22 protein-coding genes are annotated in these 22272 nt (G+C 56.9%); 15 read left to right on the top strand and 7 right to left on the bottom strand.

What is annotated here, in order from left to right:
- The first annotated feature begins 5 nt into the window (after window positions 1-5).
- The 5 genes from ACQUQU_RS12800 to ACQUQU_RS12780 all read left to right on the top strand — a co-directional run bounded on the left by ACQUQU_RS12800 (window position 6) and on the right by ACQUQU_RS12780 (window position 6159).
- Window positions 6-836 (top strand): putative metalloprotease CJM1_0395 family protein, encoded by an 831-nt coding sequence (locus tag ACQUQU_RS12800; protein WP_430460085.1) that lies wholly within the window; start codon window positions 6-8, stop codon window positions 834-836.
- A 217-nt stretch (window positions 837-1053) separates the two neighbouring features.
- Window positions 1054-2859, top strand: coding sequence for an acyl-CoA dehydrogenase C-terminal domain-containing protein (locus ACQUQU_RS12795; protein WP_430460084.1), 1806 nt, complete (start codon window positions 1054-1056; stop codon window positions 2857-2859).
- A 169-nt stretch (window positions 2860-3028) separates the two neighbouring features.
- Window positions 3029-4825: an acyl-CoA dehydrogenase C-terminal domain-containing protein gene (locus ACQUQU_RS12790; protein ID WP_430460083.1), complete on the top strand. Its 1797-nt coding sequence runs from the start codon at window positions 3029-3031 to the stop codon at window positions 4823-4825.
- A 90-nt stretch (window positions 4826-4915) separates the two neighbouring features.
- Window positions 4916-5491, top strand: coding sequence for a TetR/AcrR family transcriptional regulator (locus tag ACQUQU_RS12785; protein WP_430460082.1), 576 nt, complete (start codon window positions 4916-4918; stop codon window positions 5489-5491).
- An 80-nt stretch (window positions 5492-5571) separates the two neighbouring features.
- Window positions 5572-6159, top strand: a complete 588-nt coding sequence (locus ACQUQU_RS12780; RefSeq protein WP_430460081.1) for a TetR/AcrR family transcriptional regulator — start codon at window positions 5572-5574, stop codon at window positions 6157-6159.
- A 73-nt stretch (window positions 6160-6232) separates the two neighbouring features.
- Here ACQUQU_RS12780 and ACQUQU_RS12775 read toward each other — a convergent pair whose 3' ends face one another.
- Entirely contained in the window at window positions 6233-6580 is a 348-nt protein-coding gene (locus tag ACQUQU_RS12775) for an HPF/RaiA family ribosome-associated protein (RefSeq protein WP_430460080.1), read from the bottom strand.
- A gap of 187 nt (window positions 6581-6767) precedes the next feature.
- Here ACQUQU_RS12775 and ACQUQU_RS12770 point away from each other — a divergent pair, with 187 nt between their 5' ends.
- The 6 genes from ACQUQU_RS12770 to trpC all read left to right on the top strand — a co-directional run bounded on the left by ACQUQU_RS12770 (window position 6768) and on the right by trpC (window position 12190).
- Window positions 6768-7292, top strand: coding sequence for an opioid growth factor receptor-related protein (locus tag ACQUQU_RS12770; RefSeq protein WP_430460079.1), 525 nt, complete (start codon window positions 6768-6770; stop codon window positions 7290-7292).
- A gap of 37 nt (window positions 7293-7329) precedes the next feature.
- Entirely contained in the window at window positions 7330-8001 is a 672-nt protein-coding gene (locus ACQUQU_RS12765; RefSeq protein WP_430460078.1) for an HAD family hydrolase, read from the top strand.
- Between the two features lie 214 nt (window positions 8002-8215).
- Window positions 8216-9700: an anthranilate synthase component I gene (gene trpE / locus ACQUQU_RS12760; RefSeq protein WP_430460077.1), complete on the top strand. Its 1485-nt coding sequence runs from the start codon at window positions 8216-8218 to the stop codon at window positions 9698-9700.
- Window positions 9701-9742: 42 nt separating this feature from the next.
- On the top strand, window positions 9743-10330 hold the full coding sequence (locus tag ACQUQU_RS12755; protein ID WP_430460076.1) for an anthranilate synthase component II: 588 nt from the start codon (window positions 9743-9745) through the stop codon (window positions 10328-10330).
- A 10-nt stretch (window positions 10331-10340) separates the two neighbouring features.
- The gene (gene trpD / locus ACQUQU_RS12750; RefSeq protein WP_430460075.1) at window positions 10341-11393 is read left to right on the top strand and encodes an anthranilate phosphoribosyltransferase; all 1053 of its coding nucleotides are present in this window, start codon (window positions 10341-10343) and stop codon (window positions 11391-11393) included.
- A complete protein-coding gene (trpC, locus tag ACQUQU_RS12745; protein ID WP_430460074.1) occupies window positions 11390-12190 on the top strand; it encodes an indole-3-glycerol phosphate synthase TrpC in 801 nt (266 codons plus the stop codon). Before trpD ends, trpC begins: the two co-directional genes overlap by 4 nt.
- 63 nt (window positions 12191-12253) lie before the next feature.
- Here trpC and ACQUQU_RS12740 read toward each other — a convergent pair whose 3' ends face one another.
- Window positions 12254-13801 carry a DUF3369 domain-containing protein gene (locus ACQUQU_RS12740; RefSeq protein ID WP_430460073.1) on the bottom strand — a complete coding sequence of 516 codons (1548 nt, stop codon included), beginning with the start codon at window positions 13799-13801 and terminating at the stop codon, window positions 12254-12256.
- A 65-nt stretch (window positions 13802-13866) separates the two neighbouring features.
- Window positions 13867-14523, bottom strand: coding sequence for a cAMP-activated global transcriptional regulator CRP (gene crp / locus ACQUQU_RS12735; RefSeq protein ID WP_430460072.1), 657 nt, complete (start codon window positions 14521-14523; stop codon window positions 13867-13869).
- Window positions 14524-14826: 303 nt separating this feature from the next.
- Here crp and ACQUQU_RS12730 point away from each other — a divergent pair, with 303 nt between their 5' ends.
- Genes ACQUQU_RS12730 through ACQUQU_RS12720 form a run of 3 tightly spaced genes read left to right on the top strand, consistent with a single transcriptional unit; the run spans window position 14827 to window position 17262 of the window.
- Complete coding sequence (locus tag ACQUQU_RS12730) at window positions 14827-15249, top strand: OsmC family protein (RefSeq protein WP_430460071.1); 423 nt, start codon at window positions 14827-14829, stop codon at window positions 15247-15249.
- A gap of 34 nt (window positions 15250-15283) precedes the next feature.
- Entirely contained in the window at window positions 15284-16075 is a 792-nt protein-coding gene (speD, locus tag ACQUQU_RS12725) for an adenosylmethionine decarboxylase (RefSeq protein ID WP_430460070.1), read from the top strand.
- A gap of 11 nt (window positions 16076-16086) precedes the next feature.
- Window positions 16087-17262 carry an MFS transporter gene (locus ACQUQU_RS12720; RefSeq protein ID WP_430460069.1) on the top strand — a complete coding sequence of 392 codons (1176 nt, stop codon included), beginning with the start codon at window positions 16087-16089 and terminating at the stop codon, window positions 17260-17262.
- On the opposite strand, the gene ACQUQU_RS12715 is transcribed toward ACQUQU_RS12720, so the two are convergent.
- From ACQUQU_RS12715 to ACQUQU_RS12700, 4 genes are all read right to left on the bottom strand, one after another.
- The gene (locus ACQUQU_RS12715) at window positions 17234-17374 is read right to left on the bottom strand and encodes a hypothetical protein (RefSeq protein ID WP_430460068.1); all 141 of its coding nucleotides are present in this window, start codon (window positions 17372-17374) and stop codon (window positions 17234-17236) included. The two genes, ACQUQU_RS12720 and ACQUQU_RS12715, sit on opposite strands and share 29 nt — an antisense overlap.
- Window positions 17375-17545: 171 nt before the next feature.
- Window positions 17546-19594, bottom strand: a complete 2049-nt coding sequence (locus ACQUQU_RS12710; RefSeq protein ID WP_430460067.1) for a TonB-dependent receptor plug domain-containing protein — start codon at window positions 19592-19594, stop codon at window positions 17546-17548.
- A gap of 30 nt (window positions 19595-19624) precedes the next feature.
- A complete protein-coding gene (locus tag ACQUQU_RS12705) occupies window positions 19625-20623 on the bottom strand; it encodes a methyltransferase (RefSeq protein ID WP_430460066.1) in 999 nt (332 codons plus the stop codon).
- Window positions 20620-21534, bottom strand: coding sequence for a MerR family transcriptional regulator (locus tag ACQUQU_RS12700; protein ID WP_430460065.1), 915 nt, complete (start codon window positions 21532-21534; stop codon window positions 20620-20622). The genes ACQUQU_RS12705 and ACQUQU_RS12700 overlap by 4 nt, the downstream gene beginning before the upstream one ends.
- 157 nt (window positions 21535-21691) lie before the next feature.
- On the opposite strand from ACQUQU_RS12700, the gene ACQUQU_RS12695 reads away from it, so the two are divergent.
- Window positions 21692-22147, top strand: a complete 456-nt coding sequence (locus ACQUQU_RS12695) for a PAS domain-containing protein (protein WP_430460064.1) — start codon at window positions 21692-21694, stop codon at window positions 22145-22147.
- The last annotated feature ends 125 nt before the right edge of the window (window positions 22148-22272 follow it).

The following is a 22272-nucleotide window of genomic DNA, read 5'->3' as shown; positions in this document are numbered from 1 at the left end:
GAATTATGCAAGTAAACAGCGTCAGTACCGTTTCCGTTGCCTCTGCTCCAGCCTCGCCTGGGGCGGTGCCGCAGCTGCTCGGAAAGCAGGGTGAACTGGCGTCCTCCGGCACCTTCGCTCCGGTCGACGAAGTGTCGATCGCGTATAAATCCGAAACACAGGATCTCTATTCACCGGTGCAGCGCAAGCTGTCCCGCCAGCAGAGTCAGGCTACAACGAGCAGCAATTCAACTCAGGACACTGAGACTTCGCTGTCTGATGAAGACGTTCAGCTGGTGCAGGATCTGAAGCAGCGGGATCAGGAAGTGCGTGCGCATGAGCAGGCCCACAGCAGTGTGGGTGGCCAGCATACAGGTAACGCCTCCTTCAGTTACCAGACCGGTCCTGATGGCGTCCGTTACGCGGTGGGTGGCGAGGTGAATGCCGATCTGTCTGAAGTGTCCGGTGATCCGCAGGCGACGGCCAATAAGATGGAGCAGCTGCAGCGCGCGGCGCTCGCACCGGCCGAGCCTTCCGATCAGGATCGTCAGGTGGCAGCAAAAGCGGGTCAGCTGGCGGCCAAAGCGCTGACCGAAATTGCCGATGAACAACGCAATCAGCAGCGTGAAGAAGTTGCCCGTCTGGAAGCCGAGCGGGCCGGCGTAAAAGCCGATCTCGAAGCCGCCAAGAAAGAACAGAAAGAAGCGGAAGAAAAGGACGCGGAAGAGCAGGCTGTGAGCGCTGCTGAGCGTCTGGCGGAATACAACGCCAAACTGCGCCGCATCAACGAGGTATTACTGCGCATCAGCCTGCCGGCGCCTGTCAATGCTGGCCAGCTGCTGGATGATATGGCCTGATCGGCTAATCTGAGATCTGAAACCGGCTTATGCCGGTTTTTTTACGTCTGTCGGAAAGTGTGTTCAGGTTTGGCAGGTCGCAACAGCACTGTCACAGACTTGACAAGATCGGGTGGCGAACGTATGTTTCAAACACTTGTTTGAATTGGCAGATGTTCTGCCCTACATCAACAGCGGCTCAGGCTGCAAGAACACAACAGGCAACGAGGTCATCCCTATGCCAGCTTATAAGGCTCCCCTGCGTGAAATTAAGTTCGTAATGAACGAACTGCTGGATATGCCAGGCCACTACGCCAGCATCCCGGCTTATGCTGAAGTAGCAACTCCTGACATGATCGATGCGATCATCACCGAAGGTGCTAAGTTCTGCGAACAGGAACTGGCCCCGCTGAACCGTGTTGGTGATATCGAAGGCTGTACCCGTCATGAAGATGGTTCTGTAACCACTCCGACCGGTTTCAAAGAAGCTTACGCAAAATTCGTAGAAGGCGGCTGGCCTTCACTGGCTCATGACGAAGCTCACGGCGGTCAGGGCCTGCCAGAATCTCTGGGCACTGTTATGTCCGAGATGGTTGGTTCTTCCAACTGGTCATGGGGCATGTACCCAGGTCTGTCTCACGGCGCGATGAACACCATCGACCTGCACGGCACCGAAGAACAGAAACACGTTTACCTGACCAAGCTGGTTTCCGGTGAGTGGACCGGTACCATGTGTCTGACTGAACCACACTGTGGTTCCGACCTGGGTATCCTGAAGTCCAAGGCCGAAGCCAACGCTGATGGTTCTTACTCTATCTCCGGCACCAAGATCTTCATCTCTGCCGGTGAACACGACATGGTGGACAACATTGTTCACATCGTTCTGGCTCGTCTGCCAGGCGCTCCAGAAGGTACTAAAGGTATCTCTCTGTTCATCGTTCCTAAGTTCCTGCCAAACGCTGACGGTTCTGTTGGCGAGCGCAACGCGGTTACCTGTGGTTCTATCGAACACAAAATGGGTATCCACGGTAACGCGACCTGTGTGATGAACTTCGACGGCGCCAAAGGCTGGCTGATCGGACCAGAAAACAAAGGTCTGAACTGCATGTTCACCTTCATGAACACTGCCCGTATCGGTACCGCTCTGCAGGGTGCTACCGCTGCTGAAGCGTCTTTCCAGGGCGCTCTGGCCTACGCCAAAGACCGTCTGGCGATGCGTTCCCTGACTGGTCCTAAAGCACCAGAGAAAGCGGCTGACCCGATCATCGTTCATCCGGACGTACGTCGTATGCTGCTGACCCAGAAAGCCTTCGCAGAAGGTGGTCGTGCACTGGTTTACCTGGCTGCACAGCAGAACGACATCGTTAAGAAAGCGGAAGACGAAGAAGCACGCAAAGCGGCTGATGAGCTGCTGGGCTTCCTGACTCCAATCGCCAAAGCCTTCCTTACCGAAGTGGGTTACGAATCGACCAACCTGGGTGTTCAGGTATTCGGTGGCCACGGTTTCATCGCCGAGTGGGGCATGGAACAGCTGGTTCGTGACACCAAGATCGCCTGTATCTATGAAGGTACTACCGGTATCCAGGCACTCGACCTGCTGGGTCGTAAAGTGCTGATGACTCAGGGTGCTTCCCTGCGTAACTTCACCAAGCAGATCCACAAGTTCTGTCAGTCTGAAGAAGGTAACGAAGGTCTGGCTCACCTGGTGAAACCACTGGTTGAACTGAACAAAGAATGGGGCGATCTGACCATGAAGATTGGTATGGCCGCTATGAAAGACCGCGAAGAAGTCGGTTCTGCTTCCGTTGATTACCTGATGTACTCAGGTTACGTGACTCTGGCGTTCCTGTGGGCCCGTATGGCCAAGATCGCTCAGGATGCACTGGCGAACGGCACTTCTGAAGAAGACTACTACAAAGCGAAACTGGCAACTGCCAAGTTCTACTTTGCACGTGTTCTGCCACGCACCAAAGGCCACGCGGCTTCTATGGTTGCCGGCGCGAACACTGTGATGGATCTGGCTGAAGAACACTTCGCGTTCTGATTTCAGACTGTCATTTATGCTTAGGGCATAACTGTAAAAACCGCGCCCCGGCGCGGTTTTTTCGTATTCAGGGCTGGGCAAGTCAGGCTGAGTAAGTACAATAGCGGCGTTTTCCGCCCGGGTAGGTGAGAGTACCGGGGAATACGCCTAACTAAACAAGAGGTGAAACATGGCAGAATATAAGGCTCCACTGCGCGACATGCGCTTTGTGCTCAACGAAGTTTTCGAAGCTGACAAGCTGTGGGCATCCCTGGCTGGTCTGCAGGGTGCAGTGGACACCGAAACCGCAGAAGCCATTCTGGAAGAATGTGGCAAGATCGCCAGTCAGGTTCTGGCCCCGATCAACCGTAACGGTGATGAAGTGGGTTCCACCTGGAAAGACGGCGAAGTGACTGCGGCCCCTGGTTTCAAAGAAGCGTACCAGACTTACGTTGAAGCGGGTCTGAACGGTCTGGGCGGTAACCCGGATTTCGGCGGCATGGGCATGCCAAAGACGCTGGTTGGTCAGATTGAAGAGATGGTGCAGGGCGCCAACATGTCCTTCGGTCTGGCGCCAATGCTGACTGCCGGTGCGTGTCTGTCCCTGAACGCTCACGGTTCTCAGGAACTGAAAGAAAAATATCTGCCAAACATGTACTCCGGTGTATGGTCTGGCGCGATGGACCTGACCGAGCCTCATGCAGGTACAGACCTGGGTATCATCCGTACCAAGGCTGAGCCACAGGCTGACGGTTCTTACAACATCTCCGGCACCAAGATCTTCATCACGTGGGGTGAGCACGACATGGCGGAGAACATCATCCACCTGGTGCTGGCCAAGCTGCCGGATGCGCCAGCCGGTCCTAAGGGTATTTCCCTGTTCCTGGTGCCTAAGTTCCTGGTGAACGAAGATGGTTCTCTGGGCGAGCGTAACCCAATGTCCTGTGGTTCTATCGAACACAAAATGGGCATCAAAGGTTCTGCTACCTGTGTAATGAACTTCGACGGCGCCAAAGGCTGGCTGATCGGTGAAGAGAACAAAGGTCTGGCGTGTATGTTCACCATGATGAACTACGAACGTCTGGGCGTGGGTATCCAGGGTATCGGTGCGGCCGAGGCTTCTTACCAGAACGCCGTTGAATACGCCCGTGACCGTATCCAGAGCCGTGCGCCGACCGGTGCTGTGGCCAAAGACAAAGCCGCTGACCCGATCATCGTTCACCCGGACGTGCGTCGTATGCTGATGACCATGCGTGCCCTGACTGAAGGTGGCCGTGCGTTCTCTACTTACGTCGCCAAGTGGCTGGACATCGCCAAGTTCTCTGACAACGCCGAAGAGAAGCAGCACGCCGATGCGATGCTGGCTCTGCTGACGCCGGTTGCCAAAGCTTTCCTGACTGACAACGCTCTGGAATCTGCCATTGCCGGTCAGCAGGTATTCGGTGGTCACGGTTTCATCCGTGAATGGGGTCAGGAACAGTACGTTCGTGACATCCGTATCACCCAGATCTACGAAGGCACCAACGGCATTCAGTCTCTGGACCTGATCGGCCGTAAGATCGCTGCCAACAACGGCGCGTTCTACAAGCTGTTCGAAGCTGACATCAATGCCTTCATCGCTGACCAAGCAGGCAACGAAGCGGCTGCTGAGTTCATCGAGCCGCTGAAAGCCGCGCTGGAAAATCTGAACGATCTGACCCAGTGGGTTCTGGATCAGGCTGCTGGCAACCCGAATGAAATCGGTGCTGCGTCTGTTGAGTACCTGCACGTGTTCGGTTACACCGCTCTGGCCTTCGTATGGGCCAAAATGGCGGTTGTTGCTCTGGCGAAAGGCGAAGACGGTTCTGGCTTCTACAGTGCCAAAGTGGGCACTGCGCGTTTCTACATGAAGCGTCTGCTGCCACGTTACATTGGTCTGTCTGCTGCCGTGAAAGGTGGTGCTGAGCCGCTGTACGAACTGAGCGATGATCAGTTCCTGACGGCTTAATGGCCCGACGATAAAAAAACCGCCTGCGGGCGGTTTTTTTATGTCTGTGATCCGGGCAGCATGCGTGAAGAATCCACAGAAGGACACACCATGACGGACGGGCATTCCGATATCGTGCTGCGTTTACGGCAGGCTCTGCTGGCGCGCATGGCGCAGGATGAATGGCAGCGCATCACGGTCAGTAATCTGGCCGCCGACGCCGGTATTTCACGGCAGACCTTCTATCAGTATTTCTCCGGGCGTGACGAGCTGCTGCTGGACTACGTCGATGACATGTTTGACGCGTTTTACAGCGACATTGCGGAGCGTATCGCCAGCACCGTCAATCCGGATTCCGACATCAGCATCGCGTTGTTTGCCCAGTGGCGGGCACAGGCGGATTTTGCCCGGCTGGTGTTCCGCGCACGGGTGGATGATCTGCTCATCAGGCGCTTTCGTTCCTACATTGCCCGCGTGATGGGCTTGTATGTGCGCAGTCATGGCTTGCCGGTGAAAGATGCCGAGCGTCTGGGCTTTATGGTGGATTATCTTGCGGGTGCCTCCTGGCTGGTACTCGAGCGCTGGGTGACTGGCGACTTCCGTTATCCGGAAGCTCAGCTGGCGGCGCTGTTTTCGCAGCTCACCCAGCCCGGCTTTCTGGATGCCCTGCATCGTCCTGTTTCATAAATAGACGTTTGTCTATAATATGCCCCGGCCGAGTTCTGAAATAATCATCGCCTGTGCGGGAGCCGGTGAACACACCACTCATGAACAAAGAAACCGACAAGCGCGTCGAGCGCTCACGTCGTCTGCTGATGAGCACCCTGCTCGAGCTGATGGCGGAAACACCGTATGCCAAGATTTCGGTTGCTCATATCTGTGAGCGATCCGGTGTTGCCCGTCCGACCTTCTACCTGCACTACCGCTCGAAGGACGATCTGCTGAAAGGCTACATCGAGAGCATGTTCATGCAGTTCTACGAGCAGGTGGACGACTACCTGACCAAGTCGACCAATGCCGACCCTATCATTGCGGAGATCATGTTCCGTCAGTGGTCAGAGCACGCCCATGACGCGAAGCTATTGGTTGAGGCTGATGTTGAAGGTCTGATCCTGAGTGAGTTCAAGCGCTATGTGGGACGCATCATGGAGCGCTACATCACGGCCCACAATTTGCCGATCAAAGACACCGGGCTGATGAATTATGTGGTCGACTTTATCGCCGGTGCCTCTTTTATGGTGATCATGCGCTGGATCCGTGAAGGTTTTCAGGTGGATGCACAGCGCATGGGCGAGCTGTACGCCAATCTGGTCCGTCCGGGTCTGTTGCAATTGCTGCTCAGCGGACGAATCTGACAAACGCGGGTATTTCGCGCATAAAAAAAGAGCCCTTCGGGGCTCTTTTTGTTGCTGTATCGGGTAAGCCGGGTCAGTGCTGAATGATGCGGCGTTGACGTTCGGAGCGTTTGTCGTGAATCTGTTTTACCTTTCTCAGCGCTTTGTCGAAGGCGTCAGACACCGCCAGATACATATCCTCGTGTTCCGGATTGTCGTGGTTGTCGCGGGTGATGGCGACGGTTTGTCCGGGTAGTCCTATCTCCAGTGATACGTGGGCCAGTTTGCCTTTGTAGCTGTGGTTGTGGGGCATGGCGACCACCGCACGGATGCTGGTGATGTCGTCAAAGGTGGTGGTCAGTTTGCTGGCTTTATCACGGATGTGTTGTTCGATGGCGTCAGAATGACGGATGTCGCGGAAGCTGATTTCCAAACCTTTCATAGTCGCTCCTCATATGATGGACTCTGATGCACAGCACCGGTTTCCGGTACCGGGCATCGCTGGGTTTGCTCTTTCAGACTACATCATGGCATGCGCCGTTCAATGGGGTGGGCAGGAAAGACCGTCAAACTTTGACGCGTGACTATACTTGGCGGTAACCGAATTGTTTTTCGTAACGGACAGGTGTATGCATCCTCTGATTGCCTTCTACCGCGGTGAGGGAACCGACCACAGAGGCCGGACGTTCAATGGCATTCTGGCTTTTTCCAACACCGAAATGGAAAGTTGCCACGACTACATACAGTGGTTGTTTCCGCTGCGCGACCCCAGTCCTTATAACCCGGAAGCACCGGTGGTGACGGAGGCTGTCGCTGCCGCATTCCGTGCATCACCCGAGCTGCAGAAAAAAGTACATCAGGCCCTGTTGCGCATGATGCATTTCTATTCCATGGTGCTGAAAGAAACCCCTCAGGGGTTTGAGCTGCTGTTGCCTGCCGAGCCGTCCGCGTTGCATTGGCTGACCGTCGAAAATCACAACCACCGGCGCATCAGCCGGATTCTGGCCAGTCTTAAACTCCTGGGGCTGGACGCCCATGTCAGTGCGCTCTGGCTGGGGCTGCAAAAGCTGGCGGTGCAGAATCCGCAGGCGATTTCCTCGGCGACCATCACCCACTGGCGACTGGCGGCCATGGGGATGGACACACCAATGTGATAGGCTAACGCCTTCACTCCGCCCGAGTTCTTCCGCCATGAAGGTTTACGACGTTCCGGTCGTGTTCTTTGACCTCGATGATTCGCTGATCAACAAAGACGCTAACAGTCTCTGGATCCGCTGGCGGGTGAAACGTGAGCGATGGGCGATGGTTGAAGCCATGCTGGCCATTGCCTCTCTGTACCGGGCCTACAAAAAAGGCCGTGTTACCCACTGGCGTCTGTCCAATTACTACCGCACGCGTACCCGGGGCATGAGTCTGGTGGATTATCAGCAGCGGGTTGATCGTTTCTTTCTCGAGCGGGGTCAGCTGCATATTTATCCACAGGCCGCTTCCCTCCTGTTTGCGTACCAGCGCAAAGGCACCGAACTGGTGATGATCACGGGGGCAGACGATGTGGTGGCCAAGGCTTACGCCAAAGCCCTGGGTTTTCATCATGTCATCAGTAATCGTCTGCGTACCGATGGCAACCGCATCGTCGGGCTGGAGCGGCCGATGTGCTACGGTCCGGGCAAAGTCGATCTGGCGCGTGCTTTCCTGCAGCAGAAGGGGCTGAGCTTCGCGGACTCTGCCTTCTACACCGACAGTCATTCCGATATCCCCTTGCTGGAAGCCGTGGCGCAGCCTGTGGTGCTGAACCCGAGCGACCAGTTGCGCACCATCGCCAGCCAGCGCCGCTGGCCCTGTCTTGACTGGCGTACAGAGTAGCCACTGACACGTCAGGCTTGCTGCGCTATGGCCGGGCCGTTATAGTTCGGGTATTCCCAATCTTCTGGTAAATCACGGAGCCCCGCGGTGTTTTTTCAATATAACCGCCCCCTGCAACAGGGTCAGCATCTGACTCGTCGATGGTGTTAAGCGCCGCCACATCCCATCCGGCCGCGTGGCCGAACTTTTGCGCTTAACAATCTGAAGGTTCTTTATGACTCCGCAACAATTTGCTGCTCTGACCGAGCAGGGCTTTAACCGTATTCCGGTCGCACGTCAGGTGCTGGCCGATCTTGATACCCCTTTAAGTACCTTTCTGAAACTGGCCAACCAGCCGTTCAGCTATTTGCTCGAGTCCGTGCAGGGTGGCGAAAAATGGGGCCGTTACTCCATGATCGGCCTGCCGGCGCGTGATGTCCTGACCGTGCACGGTCAGACGGTTCGCCTGAGCCGTGATGGTCAGGTGATCGAAGAGCATGAGGTCGAAGATCCGCTGGCGTTTGTCAGCGAATTCCAGCAGCGCTTTGTGGTGCCGGAACAGGATGGTCTGCCAAAGTTCGACGGCGGTCTGGTCGGTTACTTCGGTTACGACACCATCCGTTATATCGAACCTCGCCTGAAAGCCACTTGCCCGGTCGATGAGCTGGGCACGCCGGACATTCTGCTGATGGTGTCGGAAGAAGTGGTGGTGTTCGACAACCTGAGCGGCAAGCTGCATCTGATCGTGATGGCGGACCCGTCGCAGGATAACGCGTTGGCTAAAGCCGAAGCCCGTATTGAAGAGCTGCGGGAAACCCTGCGCAAACCGTATCAGGGTTCTGTTGGTCAGCCTCTGGCAGCGCCGGTTGAGGTGAAAGAAGAAGATTTCCGCTCGCTGTTCGGTGAGCAGGCGTTTATGGATTCGGTGGAAAAAATCCGCGAATACATCCTCGCTGGTGACATCATGCAGTGCGTGATTTCTCAGCGCATGCAGGTGCCCTACGCAGGTGATCCGGTGAATATTTACCGCGCGCTGCGCACGCTGAATCCGTCGCCGTATATGTACTGCATGAATCTCGGTGATTTTCATGTGGTGGGTTCTTCTCCGGAAATTCTGGCGCGCCTGGAAGACGGAGAAGTGACGGTACGTCCGATTGCCGGTACCCGTTACCGCGGTGCGACGCCTGAGGAAGATAAAGCCCTCGAGCAGGAGCTACTGTCCGATCCGAAAGAAATTGCCGAACACCTGATGCTGATCGACCTCGGTCGCAATGATGTCGGTCGCGTGGCCAAAACCGGTTCGGTCAAAGTCACCGACCAGATGGTGGTCGAGCGCTACTCCCATGTGATGCACATTGTGTCCAACGTCACCGGTCAGGTGAAAGAGGGCACCACGGCGATGGACGTTCTGCGTGCTGTTCATCCGGCGGGTACGTTAAGTGGTGCGCCGAAAATCCGCGCCATGGAAATTATCGACGAATTTGAATCCACCAAACGCGGTGTGTATGGCGGTGCGGTGGGGTATTTAAGCTGGAACGGCAACATGGATACTGCCATTGCGATCCGTACAGCGGTTATTAAAGACGGCAAGCTGAATATTCAGGCAGGTGCCGGGGTGGTGGCGGATTCTGTACCGCGACTGGAATGGAAAGAAACCATGAATAAAGGCCGTGCGATGTTCCGCGCGGTTGCCATGGCGGAAGCCGGACTGGACCAGTAATCACAGAATCACACCGGTGCTCAGCACCGCAGGAGTCACACAATGTTAGTCATGATCGATAATTACGATTCCTTCACCTACAACGTGGTGCAGTATTTTGCCGAATTAGGTGAAGACGTGCGGGTATTCCGCAACGATGAAATTACCATTGCAGAAATCGAAGCTATGAAGCCGGATCATCTGGTGGTGTCGCCGGGCCCGTGTACGCCGAATGAGGCGGGTATTTCCATGGAAGCGATCCGCTATTTTGCCGGCAAATTACCGATTCTCGGCATTTGTCTCGGGCATCAGAGCATTGGTCAGGTTTTCGGTGGCAATATCATCCGCGCCGGACAGGTGATGCACGGTAAAATTTCCCAGATTCATCACGCCAATACCGGCGTGTTTGCCGGGCTGAGCAATCCCTACAACGCCACCCGTTACCACTCGCTGGTCATTGATAAAAAAACGCTGCCGGAGTGTCTGGAAATTACCGCGTGGACAGAAAATCCGGATGGCAGCATGGAAGAAATCATGGGCGTCCGTCACCGCGAACTGCCGATCGAAGGCGTGCAGTTTCACCCGGAATCCATCATGACTCAGCTCGGTCATGATCTGCTGAAAAACTTCCTGAAAATGCGCGTCGGTTAAGGAGAACACCATGGATATCAAAACAGCTCTGGCCCGGGTGGTCGAACGTCAGGATCTCACCACCGACGAAATGATCGACGTGATGCGTCAGATCATGACCGGCCAGTGCGATGACGCGCAGATTGGTGGTTTTCTGGTGGCGCTGCGCATGAAAAGTGAAAGCATCGATGAGATCGTCGGTGCGGTTACTGTTATGCGCGAACTGGCTACTGGCGTGAAAGTAACGGCCGATCACGCGGTCGATATCGTCGGTACCGGCGGTGACGGTGCCAATTTATTCAACGTATCAACGGCGTCGTCTTTTATCGTTGCGGCCGCTGGCGGTACAGTGGCCAAGCACGGTAACCGCGGTGTGTCTTCCAAATCCGGCAGTGCCGATTTACTGGAGGCGGCGGGTGTAAACCTGAACCTCACTTCCGATCAGGTGGCGCGCTGCATTAATGAACTGGGTGTCGGTTTTATGTTTGCACCCACCCATCACAGTGCCATGAAGCACGCGATCGGCCCGCGTAAATCGTTGGGCATGCGCACCATTTTTAATATTCTGGGCCCGATGACCAACCCGGCCGGCGTCACCAATCAGGTAATTGGTGTGTTCACCAAAGCGCTGGTTCGTCCGGTGGCAGAAGTGCTGCAGCGTATGAACGCGGGTCATATTCTGGTGGTGCATTCGAAAGACGGGCTGGATGAAATCAGTCTGGCCACCGAAACCTATGCCTGTGAATTAAAAAAGGGTGAGCTGCGTGAATTCACCATCCGTGCCGAGGATGTCGGCCTGGAATCTCAGGTTCTGTCAGGACTGGAGGTTGGCAGTGCGCAGGAAAGTCTGGCGCTGATCAAAGATGCGCTGGGCAAGCGTGAAACTCCTGTCGGTGAAAAAGCCGCCGATATGCTGGCATTAAATGCTGGCGCCGCGATTTATGTTGCGGGTCTGGCGCGCAATCTGAAAGAAGGCGTGGCCATGGCGCAGGATGCCATTTATTCCGGCCTGGCGCTGGAGAAACTGAATGAACTGGTCAGCTTTTCGAAATACCTGACCGAAGACGAAGCGAACAACGCATGAATACTCCGACCATTCTGAAAAAAATTCTGGCCACCAAAGCCGAAGAAGTGGCCCTGCGCAGCAAGACACTGCCGCTGAATGAGCTGAAAGCCCAGGTCCGCGATATGGACCCGGAAGCCCTGCGCGGTTTTTACCGGGCGATGAAAGCCAAAGTAGACGCCGGTCTGCCGGCCGTGATTGCGGAAGTGAAGAAGGCTTCGCCATCCAAAGGTGTGCTGCGTGAAAACTTTATTCCGCAGGCCATTGCTGAATCGTACGAAAAAGCCGGCGCGGCTTGTCTTTCAGTGCTGACTGATCGTGACTATTTTCAGGGTCATGAAGATTATCTGAAAGCCGCCCGTGGCGCCTGTTCATTGCCTGTGATCCGCAAAGACTTTCTGGTCGATCCGTATCAGATTTACGAAGCGCGTGCGATCAACGCCGACTGTGTGCTGCTGATCGTATCTGCCTTGAGCAAAATGCAGCTGCAGGATCTGGAAGGTATTGCCCATGAGCTGGGTATGGATGTGCTGGTGGAAGTGCACGATGAAGAAGAGCTGCACACTGCACTGACCATGCAAACGCCGCTGCTGGGTATTAATAACCGCAATCTGCACACCTTTGAGCTGACGCTCGACACCACCTTCGGTCTGTTGCCTCAGGTACCGGCGGATAAATTGCTGGTCACCGAAAGCGGCATTCTGGCACCGGCCGATGTAGCCGCCATGCGCGCCCGCAACGTGAATGCGTTTCTGGTGGGTGAGGCATTTATGCGTGCAGAAAACCCGGGCGACGAATTACAGAAACTCTTTTTCTGAGTTCAGTGAAAAACGCCAGACAATAAAAAACCGGCCGAAGCCGGTTTTTTATTGTCTGCGCTATCAGTCGGGAAAGCGTTTCCGGATCGACAGCACTTCATCGAGATTCGCGAGCAGAATCTCCACCAGTTTCGGATCAAACTGAGTGCCCGACTGCGCTTTCACGTGCTCGATGATCTCATCGTCGCTCCAGGGCTCTTTATAACAACGCTTGGAACCCAGTGCGTCGAACACATCGGCCAGTGCGGTGATGCGCCCGGCAATGTGGATCTGCTCACCTTTCAGCCCGCGCGGATAGCCGGTGCCATCCCAGCGTTCGTGATGCTGGCCGGCAATGATAGCGGCCAGTTGCAGAATTCGGCGATCAGATTTGCTTAATATTTCGGCGCCAATCTGTGCGTGGGTTTTCATGGTGTCCCACTCGTTGGCGTCGTGCTTACCCGGTTTATTCAGGATGTGATCGGGAATCGCAATTTTACCGACGTCGTGCAGCGGCGAGGCCAGCTTGATCAGTTCAGCTTCGGCTTCGAGCAGGCCGTATTTAATCGCCAGCAGGCGGGCAATCTGGGCGACCCGCTTTACGTGGGCGCCGGTTTCCTTGGAACGCTTTTCAACCGCCTCACCGAGCATGTACACCAGCTCGCGCTGGGTTTCGATGATTTCTTCGCGCATCAGCAGGTTTTCATAGGTGATGGCGACGTTGGTGGCGTAGATCTCCAGCAGCTGCTTGTCGAGCTCGGACGGGGCGTTGTGGTAGGTCACGTAGAGCAGGCTCTCGCTGCCGCGTTCGGAAGCGAAGTAGCCGATGTAGTGGTTGTCGTAGTACTGGCTTTCCTGCATCTGCATGGCACGTTCAAAGCCTTCACGCACGTGTTCCGGAATGCCATCGAACGATTCAACGTCGGTCAGTTCCTGCATTTCGCCGGTAGCGGCCAGTACACGGAAGCGTTTGTGGCCAATGAGGGTGTCGTTCTGATTGGTGCTGGAGCAATACAGGGCGCTCTGTTCGAGGCCGAGCAGATTGGTTACCTGTGACAGCACGGCGGAGGCAAACTGGCTGATGGCACCGGCACTCAGCACCTTGGCCGACGCGCGGATCACCCGCTCAAGGCCACGGCGGTGTTCATTCAGCACGCAGATGTCGCGGTAGCTGCGCAGCGTGGCGTACATCAGGGTGTTGAGTTTGGTGGTGGTCAGCTCGGTTTTGTCTTTGTAGTCATTGATGTCGTAGGTGCGGATGACTTCGTGTTCCGGTGCCTGACCAGGCTGGCCGGTGCGCAGGACGATGCGGGTATAGCGGTTGCGCAGTTCTTCGCGGATGTAGCGGGCGGTGTTGAGGCCGGCGTGGTCGTCTTCCATCACCACGTCGAGCAGAATCATGGCAATGTCGTTGTTCTGGGCCATGATCTGGCAGGCTTCTTCGCCGCTGTAGGCGCTCAGTAACTCGAGGCGGCGGCCATCAAACTGGAAGCCGGACAACACCATGCGGGTGATGCGGTGGACGTCGGGTTCGTCATCGGCGATCAGCACGCGCCAGGTATGATCGGGGACCCGGCTGGATTCTCCATCGGCGAACAGATCGTCATCGGCGAACAGGGAATCGTCTGCCATTCTTCGGCTCCATCTGAATACTAAAGTCCGAGTTTAGAACAATCCGGCGCGGTTCGCCTATGTGCTCAGCTGGTGCGCAGGGTTCTGCGTGGGCCAAAGACCACCATGGTTTTGCCTTTTACTGAAACCAGCCCTTTCTCTTCGAGCTCTTTCAGTACCCGGCCGACCATCTCACGGGAGCAACCGACAATGCGGCCGATCTCCTGGCGGGTAATTTTAATCTGCATGCCGTCCGGGTGCGTCATGGCGTCCGGTTCTTTGCTCAGGTCGAGCAGAGTGCGGGCCACGCGGCCGGTAACGTCGAGGAAGGCCAGATCGCCCGCTTTGCGCGTGGTGCGGCTTAAACGGTTGGCCATCTGGCGGAAGATATGGAACATCAGCTGTGGATCGGCTTTGGCCAGCTCGCGGAATTTCACGTAGCTGATCTCGGCGACTTCACATTCCGTTTTCGCCTTAACCCAGGCGGTGCGCGGTTTGTTTTCTTCGTCGAACAGGCCCATTTCCCCGAAGAAGTCGCCTTCATTCAGGTATGCCATCACCATTTCACGGCCATCGCTGTCTTCGATAATGACACTCACTGATCCTTTGATCAGGTAAAAAAGAGTGTCGCTGGCCTCGCCGGCATAGATCAGGGTCGAGCGGGCGGGATAACGGCGCTTATGGCAGTGTGACAGGAAGTCATCGAGGTGCTGATGTTTAGATGGCACACGGGGCAGGGTCATACAGGGCATCCGATCCATTTTTCGGCCCTAATTATCACTCATTACAGCCTTAACGTGAATGGCTGAATGCGCTAATAAGCCAGCATTCCGGGGTGTTAGATTAACATTCGTAAAGTTTTAGTGTGACTTGCGTCTCATATCGGCCAATACGCGGGTTTTCCGGGTTTTTCGGCTGAGGTCAATCGCGCCTGCGAACTTTCCTCATTGGCTTAATCGGACTGTCTTTTTAGGGTGCGATGATTTATCCGCAGGAGCGCTCATGGTACCCTCCGCGTCTTTTCCAGACTGGGCCTGAGGATGACTATGAAAGCGACTGTGAAATGGGTTGATAACGCTATGTTTCTGGGCGAATCCGGCAGCGGACACACCGTTGTTATGGATGGTCCTGCGGACCACGGTGGCCGCAACATGGGCATCCGTCCGATGGAGATGCTGCTGATCGGTCTGGGTGGCTGCACCAGCTTCGACGTGATGAGCATTCTGACCAAACAGCGTCTGGATGTGATCGACTGTGTGGCTGAAATCGAAGCTGAACGTGCTGATGCTGTGCCAAGTGTGTTCACCAAGATTCACGTTCATTTCAAAGTGACCGGCCGCAACCTGAAGGAGTCGGCGGTTGAGCGTGCAGTGAAACTGTCCGCTGAAAAGTATTGTTCTGCGTCCATCATGCTGGAGCAGGGCGGTGTTGAGATCACCCATAGTTTTGCTGTGAGTGAGTTTGAATAAACGACCCCAGATGGGGTTCTGAGAGGATGGACTATTGAACAACAAATTGCGGCTGCATGGCTTCAACAATCTGACCAAGTCCCTGAGCTTCAATATTTACGACATCTGTTACACCAAGACAGAGAAAGAACGCCAGGAATACATCGAATACATCGACGAGCTGTACAACGCAGACCGTCTGACCAAGATTCTGACCGACGTGGTTGATATTATTGGTGCCAACATCCTCAATGTTGCCCGACAGGACTACGACCCACAGGGCGCCAGCGTCACCATTCTGGTGGCCGAACACGAAGTGCCGCCCAGTGAAGAACTGATGCAGGAAAATCCGGGCCCGCTGCGCGACACCGTCGTGGCGCATCTGGATAAAAGCCATGTCACGGTTCACACCTATCCGGAAAGTCATCCGCACGGTGGTATTTCAACCTTCCGTGCGGACATCGACGTGTCCACCTGTGGTCTCATTTCCCCGCTGAAAGCGCTGAATTACCTGATTCACAGCTTTGATTCTGACATCGTCACCATTGATTACCGCGTGCGTGGTTTTACCCGCGACGTGGACGGTGTAAAGCACTACATCGACCACAACATCAATTCGATTCAGAATTACCTGACCAAAGACACGCGCAACGCCTATCAGATGATCGACGTGAACGTGTATCAGGAAAATACCTTCCACACCAAGATGCTGCTGAAAGAGTTCGAACTGGATAATTATCTGTTCGGCGAAGGCGTTCAGAACCTGAATGAGGCAGAACGTAAGGAAGTGGAAGCTAAACTGCGTAAAGAAATGCTGGAGATCTTCTACTCCCGCAACATGCCATAAGCAGGTACTTCATGCGTCCCCTTCTTCCGGGACTGATGCTCGCTCAGGCCTTAGCCCTGAGCGCAGCACCTCTCCTCATTCTGGTCGGCGGTCTTGCCGGCGCTCAGCTCAACCCTGATCCCCGTTTTGCGACCTTACCTGTGGCTGCCATGATTTGCGGAACGGCACTGGCTGCGTTTCCGGCGGCAAGGCTGGCTGCGCTGCTTGGCCGGCGCCGGCTGTTTCTGCTGGCCATGGCGCTCGGTGCGTTCGCCTCTGCTGGCGCGGCGACGTCGGTGGCGCTTGGCTGGTTCTGGGGATTTGTCGCGTCAACGCTGCTCACCGGCATGGTGAATGCGGTGGTGCAGCAATTCCGCTTTGTCGCCATGGCCAGTGTGGCGCCTGAACGGCAGGCGGTGGTGGCCTCGCGGCTGCTGCTGGTCGGTCTGGTGTCGGCCTTTATGGGGCCGGAACTGGTACGCCTGCTGACCTGGTTTCCGGACACGGGCTTTGCTCCGGCGTTTGCGGCGCTGGCGGCGCTGTACCTGCTGGCGCTGCCGGTACTGTGGTGGGTGATGCCAGCCGGCACAAATACTCAACAGACTGCAGCAGGGGAAGGGCGTGGCTGGGCAGAATTGCTGGCGCAACCTCCGCTGCAGCTGGCCATTGCCTCGGCCGCCTGCGGCTTTGGCGTCATGGCCTATGTCATGACCGCGACACCATTGAGCATGACGCAGGGAATGGGCTACGCACTGAGCGACGCCAAATGGGTGATCCAGAGCCATATTGCCGCCATGTTTTTACCCTCGCTGGTGACGGGCCAGCTGATCCGACGCTTCGGTCACTGGAACATGATAGCCAGCGGGCTGGCGGTCATGGTTGTGTGTCTGGCGTTCGCCTGGTGGGATCAGACCCTGCTGCATTACTGGGGCGGACTGATTTTGCTGGGGCTGGGCTGGAATCTGCTGTTTGTGTCGGGGACGTCACTGCTGACCCGGGGCTACCGGGCGGAAGAGGCAACCCGGGTGCAGGGGATGAACGATGCGCTGGTGTTCACGGCGCAGGCGTTCGGCGCGCTGGCGTCCGGGGCCGTGGTGCTGCTGTTCGGCTGGCAGGGGTTGCTGCTGACCGCCGTTCCGGCACTGGTGATTCTGGCGCTGGTGCTGATCCGTACGCGGGTTACTGGCGGCGCTTCTGCGCTTCGCTGACGCGGTCGATCAGTACTTCCTGTGGCAGGCTCTTACGGTACGGGCTCTGAATGCAGGCAAACAGGGCACCGGCAATCAGCAGGGCAGACATCAGCAGATAGGTCAGGGTCATGGCGGAATCCTCCTCGGCATGACCTCAGACTAGTTGCTGTACCGCCAGGATGGGCGGCGGATGTCCGCCATATCGCGGGTGAATCACTGCCTTTCTGGCTAATGTCTTCTCGGGTAAGCGAAAATTTTTTTGTAACAGGCCTGTCGCGCGTTCAGTGGGCGGTTGGCGCCGTTAATACACGCCCATCAGCACCAGCTGCCAGGTAGGCTCAAAGTCGCGGTACTGGCGGATATCCCCCTGCTCCTGCCAGGGCGACGGACCGGGTGTCATGTGGGCGGTCAGCAGCACGTGCCAGCTCGGGCTCCACTGATATTCGGCGTACAGGTCCAGCGACTGAATATCACTGGTGCGTTGCACCACATAACCGGTATCGCCCGGCAGCAGCTGTTCACTGCCACCCTGAGCGTGCCAGTTGCCGCCATAGCGCAGGCCCGGCAGCGGCTGATGATGCAGGCCGATGCGCAGCATGTAATCCGGCTGATTGGTCAGGCGGTAGCGGCCGGTCAGTTCTTCTGTGGTCTGCATCTGCGAATGGTACAGACCAGCGCCCAGATCGAGGCGTAAATCCTGAATGCCCGGATAAAACTCCAGATCCAGCTCAGCGCCGCGCAGAATGGCATTGCCCGGCGCGTTCTTTGGCATCAGCACGGTCAGACTTTCCGCGCCCGCGACTTCGGTGGCCACGCTTTCATAAATGGTGCGGTTGAATATGCGTTGAAAGGCGCGCAGGTAGAACCCGCTGTTACGGTCGCTGAGGGCGCTGGCCGGGCGCTGAAAGTTCTGTTCGTAACCGACATCGATGTTGCTGATCAGCTCAGGCTCCAGTTCACCGTTGCCTCGCCAGACGGTGGTGCCCTGCCGGAATTCGTACGGTACGCGGTCGGCCAGATCGGGTTCGCGGTTACTCTGGCTGGCGCTGATGCGCAGGCGTTTGCCCGGCCCCAGCCGGTGCATCAGATGCAGGGTTGGCAGCCAGTGGGTGTCGGTTGCGACTTCGGATTCGCCGGTGGTGTCGGGGTCGAGGCTGATCTCGTAGGTGTCGACGTGCACGCCGGCCTCGAATTCGGTGCTCGGGCTCAGATCCCAGCGGTCGAGGGCAAATGCGCTGAGCATATTTTCTTTCAGATCGTATTGGTACGGCAGGCCCGAGCGTTCGCTGTTGCTGGTCAGGATGGCGTCCGACAGGCTGCCGTGTACCCGTTTGCTCTGCTCCACGCTCAGGCCCACCGACCAGTGATGCTCGTATCGGGTTTCGCTCAGGGATGCGCCGAACTGGTAGCGGCTGTCGTCAATCTGGGTGGTTTGAGCCGCGGCCACGGGAAGGTTCTGACTGAGGCTCATATCCTGATCAAACTGTTCGGCCAGCCCCCAGGCCTTAAATGCCAGATGGCCCCAGCTCAGTGACATGTCGCTGCCGATGCGCTGTGTCGTGCGCTGGTATTCGCGTTCGCTGCGCACATCGCGCAGATCGGGATCAATCTCAGTGCTGGGCCGGTTAAGCGGGTAGGAGCCCGTGAGGCGCTGTTCACCATCGCCTTTCAGTTGCATCAGGTAGAGCGAGAACGGATGGCGGTCGTTGAGCAGGGTGTTGAAACTGAGCAGCAGGTCGCGGCTGAGTTCGCGGTCGAAGGCCTGCCAGTCGCCGTTAAAACCATCGGCTTCCGTGGCGCCGCCGGATTCATCCCGCAGCAGGCGCTGCTCGGCACTCAGGCGAACCGGATTTTCGCCATCGTGCAGGTGCACGGCACCGGCGACGCGGGTGTTGAGCACCGTACCTCCGGCGCTGAGCAGCAGGCCATCGTTCTGATAGGCATCGTTGAGGATGACGTTGATGGTGCCGGCGCTGGCACCGCCCTGATGCAGGTCGGCACGGGCGCTGCGGTCGATTTCTATATGATTCACCAGCGACGCCGGAATCTGGCGCGTGGTCAGCACGTTGTTGCCACCGGCGCCCAGCAGCGGCTGGCCATTGATCAGAATGCTCAGATACCGGCCATCAATGCCGTGCAGCTGAATCTCCGCCTGACCGTCCGGCTGCCAGCCGACGGTAATGCCCGGCAGCTGGCGCAGCAGGTCGAGCAAGGTCATGGGCGCATAAAAGCGCAGATCACGGGTGTAATAGATTTCCTGCGGGTAGGCCACACCGGCCACGCTTTGCGGCAATGCCTGCGTCGCGGCCGGAACACCCCACAGCAGAGTGAGCGGGAGTACAGCGTTCAACCATCCGTGTTTCACCTGTCCTCCCCGGGCTCAGCCCTGAATGCACAGCAGCTTGAAGCCCTGTTCCTGCACCATCACCTGCGCGTCAGCAAAGTACTCGCGCGCCCAGTCTTCATAGGGCAGATGGCGGTTGGCGATCAGCCAGATCTGACCGTCGCTGGTCAGGTGCTGACGGGCGGCGGCGAACAGATTACGGGCAAAGCTGTAATTGGTTTCCTTGCCCTGATGGAACGGCGGGTTGGTCATGATGTAGTCAAAACGGCCGGTAACACCGGCCAGACCGTCACTGCTGACGATTTCGGCCTCTAGCCCCAGCCGGGTGCTGTTGAGCTGCACCGAGCGCAGGGCAAAGGCGTCGATGTCGGCCAGGGTCACTTTCAGCGACGGTGCTTCTTTCTTCATGCTCAGGCCGATAACACCCGAGCCACAGCCCAGATCGAGCAGACGGCCGTGGCGCGGCGCCGGTACGTGCTCAAGCAGTATCGACGTACCGGTATCCAGACTGCCGTGGTTAAACACGCCCGGCAGTGTCAGGTAATCCTGACCGGCGAAATGGAATGAGCGGGCATGCTTCAGCCAGTTGAAGCCGGTGGCCGGCTTCAGGCTCAGGTGCCACAGGTTGCAGTGGCGGGCAGAGTCGGTTTTTTCTGCACTGTCGCACAGCGCGGCCACGGCTTTACCAATGCTTTTGCCACCGGCGTCGTTGGCACCGATCACCCAGCAGTGGGTGGTCTGATTGGCGATCAGCTCAATCAGATTCAGGGCCAGAGGTTTGGATTTCGGCCACAGCAGAACCACAGTCTCAGCCCCGGCGACATCGGCCGGTTGCGGAACGGTCAGACTGACCTTGTCGCCCAGCGGGCGGAAACTGTTGGCGGTGAGCTGATCCCAGGTCAGCAGGCGGCTGCCACTGGCTTTCATCTGACTGGCGAAACCGCCCGGCAGCTCGGCTTCAGCGCCTATGATCAGGGTCGATGGGGTCAGCAGGTGCGGGTGGCGCTGCAGAAGCTCGTATACGGCTCCACTCATGAGTTAAATCCTGTCAGCATGTCTCGGATATTCAGGGCTTCCTGATGTAAGTCGTTCAGCAGCGGAATCAGACCGCGGCTGAGCAGTCGGTGTTGCTGGTCGGCGGCCAGTCCGCTGATGAAGACCGGGTGGCCGCCATTGCGCGCCAGCGGTTCCAGCTGAGTCAGTAACTGGTCGTCGGCGCTGCTGCTGATATTAATGACCAGCGCCTGCCAGCGTGGCATGGGCAGGACTTCGGCAATCTGGGCCGGCGTCATGGCGCCGCTGAGCCAGACCGGGCGCAGCCCGTGCTGACGCAGCAGAATCGACAGCAGCAGAAGCTCAATGTCGTCGTCATGGCTGGTGTTGGCGATCAGCACCGACGGGCCTGTCTGGCCGGTCTGTTCACTCAGGCGGTGGGCCAGGCGACTGTGCAGGAAGGCGGCGTAAAAGCGCAGGCGGGCAGCGCCCTGTTGCTGGGTGGCGCTGTCCTGCAGATGGCGATACAAGGGCAGAAACAGAAAGCGCAGGGCGACATCCACCGGAAAGAACTGACCAACCTCGTTAAACAGCGCGGTCATACTGTCTTCGTCGAAGTCCCGCACAGCGTTGTTCAGTTGCTCGCGGTAGTGCTGCCACTGAGACGGCCGGGCCGGTACGCTGGTCGGCAGATCGTCCTCGGTTTCGCCGTTCTCAATCATGGCCTGCGCCTGAGAGATCGGAATGCCGCGGTTCAGCAGTGATACCACTTTGCGGATCAGCTGGATGTCCTGCTCGGTGTACAGGCGATGGCCCTTGGCGGTGCGCTTGGGCGTGATCAGACCGTAGCGTCGTTCCCAGGCTCTTAAGGTAATGGCGTTAACGCCGGTCTCGTTAGAGACGATGCGGATCGGGTAGTAAGCCATTTGTTTTTCTTGACTGGGCTCGTTCATCGCCGGTTCTGATAGAAAGTTGTACAGAGTTGTCCGGATTCTATAAGCAGTTATACACAAAGTAAAAAATGCCGGATTTTCTATTGACCCGGGTCAGCGCCAATTTTACTTTGACGGCCACAGCAAACACCCGGTTAGGGGCGCGCGGAGTAATAACATGATTGATTCGTACGATGAGCAGGGGCCGATCAGTCTGGCTTTGCTGAAAAAAGCCGTGGATGCCTCCAACGACGGCATCGTCATTGCGGAACAGGAAGGGGATGACAACATTCTCATCTATGTGAACAAGGCCTTTGAGCGCCTGACCGGCTACAGCGCCGATGAAATCCTGTATCAGGATTGCCGCTTCCTGCAGGCCGGTGACCGCGATCAGCAAGGGCTGTCGGCCATCCGTGACGCGATCCGCATCGGCAACAGCTCGCGCGTGGTGCTGCGTAACTACCGCAAAGACGGTTCTCTGTTCTGGAACGAACTGAGCATTTCACCTGTGTACAGCGACGAGGATCAGCTGACCTACTACATCGGTATTCAGAAAGACGTGACCGACCGGGTGGAACTCGCGGAACGCCTACAGCAGGTTGAGGCGGAGTTGGCTCGTTTACAGGCCGAGTAGCCGCAGGCAGAAACACCGATACATCACATAAGACCGCACCATTAATACAATACAAAAGGAGCCTGATGGCTCCTTTTTGCTAATGGTTGCGCAGCTCTATTGGCGTTATTTCAGTTAGCGTCATG

This window comes from Thalassolituus sp. LLYu03 (genome assembly GCF_050507655.1).
Classification (GTDB): Bacteria; Pseudomonadota; Gammaproteobacteria; order Pseudomonadales; family Oceanobacteraceae; genus Venatoribacter.
Note: the sequence above shows the minus strand (reverse complement) of the source record. Positions and strands in the feature narration are given on the sequence as shown.

Excerpts from the sequence above, each read along its gene's own strand:
- ACQUQU_RS12800 (WP_430460085.1), top strand. The coding sequence starts at position 6 with ATGCAAGTAAACAGCGTCAGTACCGTTTCCGTTGCCTCTGCTCCAGCC.
- ACQUQU_RS12795 (WP_430460084.1), top strand. The coding sequence starts at position 1,054 with ATGCCAGCTTATAAGGCTCCCCTGCGTGAAATTAAGTTCGTAATGAAC.
- ACQUQU_RS12790 (WP_430460083.1), top strand. The coding sequence starts at position 3,029 with ATGGCAGAATATAAGGCTCCACTGCGCGACATGCGCTTTGTGCTCAAC.
- ACQUQU_RS12785 (WP_430460082.1), top strand. The coding sequence starts at position 4,916 with ATGACGGACGGGCATTCCGATATCGTGCTGCGTTTACGGCAGGCTCTG.
- ACQUQU_RS12780 (WP_430460081.1), top strand. The coding sequence starts at position 5,572 with ATGAACAAAGAAACCGACAAGCGCGTCGAGCGCTCACGTCGTCTGCTG.
- ACQUQU_RS12775 (WP_430460080.1), bottom strand. The coding sequence starts at position 6,580 with ATGAAAGGTTTGGAAATCAGCTTCCGCGACATCCGTCATTCTGACGCC.
- ACQUQU_RS12770 (WP_430460079.1), top strand. The coding sequence starts at position 6,768 with ATGCATCCTCTGATTGCCTTCTACCGCGGTGAGGGAACCGACCACAGA.
- ACQUQU_RS12765 (WP_430460078.1), top strand. The coding sequence starts at position 7,330 with ATGAAGGTTTACGACGTTCCGGTCGTGTTCTTTGACCTCGATGATTCG.
- trpE (WP_430460077.1), top strand. The coding sequence starts at position 8,216 with ATGACTCCGCAACAATTTGCTGCTCTGACCGAGCAGGGCTTTAACCGT.
- ACQUQU_RS12755 (WP_430460076.1), top strand. The coding sequence starts at position 9,743 with ATGTTAGTCATGATCGATAATTACGATTCCTTCACCTACAACGTGGTG.
- trpD (WP_430460075.1), top strand. The coding sequence starts at position 10,341 with ATGGATATCAAAACAGCTCTGGCCCGGGTGGTCGAACGTCAGGATCTC.
- trpC (WP_430460074.1), top strand. The coding sequence starts at position 11,390 with ATGAATACTCCGACCATTCTGAAAAAAATTCTGGCCACCAAAGCCGAA.
- ACQUQU_RS12740 (WP_430460073.1), bottom strand. The coding sequence starts at position 13,801 with ATGGCAGACGATTCCCTGTTCGCCGATGACGATCTGTTCGCCGATGGA.
- crp (WP_430460072.1), bottom strand. The coding sequence starts at position 14,523 with ATGACCCTGCCCCGTGTGCCATCTAAACATCAGCACCTCGATGACTTC.
- ACQUQU_RS12730 (WP_430460071.1), top strand. The coding sequence starts at position 14,827 with ATGAAAGCGACTGTGAAATGGGTTGATAACGCTATGTTTCTGGGCGAA.
- ACQUQU_RS12720 (WP_430460069.1), top strand. The coding sequence starts at position 16,087 with ATGCGTCCCCTTCTTCCGGGACTGATGCTCGCTCAGGCCTTAGCCCTG.
- ACQUQU_RS12715 (WP_430460068.1), bottom strand. The coding sequence starts at position 17,374 with ATGACCCTGACCTATCTGCTGATGTCTGCCCTGCTGATTGCCGGTGCC.
- ACQUQU_RS12705 (WP_430460066.1), bottom strand. The coding sequence starts at position 20,623 with ATGAGTGGAGCCGTATACGAGCTTCTGCAGCGCCACCCGCACCTGCTG.
- ACQUQU_RS12700 (WP_430460065.1), bottom strand. The coding sequence starts at position 21,534 with ATGAACGAGCCCAGTCAAGAAAAACAAATGGCTTACTACCCGATCCGC.
- ACQUQU_RS12695 (WP_430460064.1), top strand. The coding sequence starts at position 21,692 with ATGATTGATTCGTACGATGAGCAGGGGCCGATCAGTCTGGCTTTGCTG.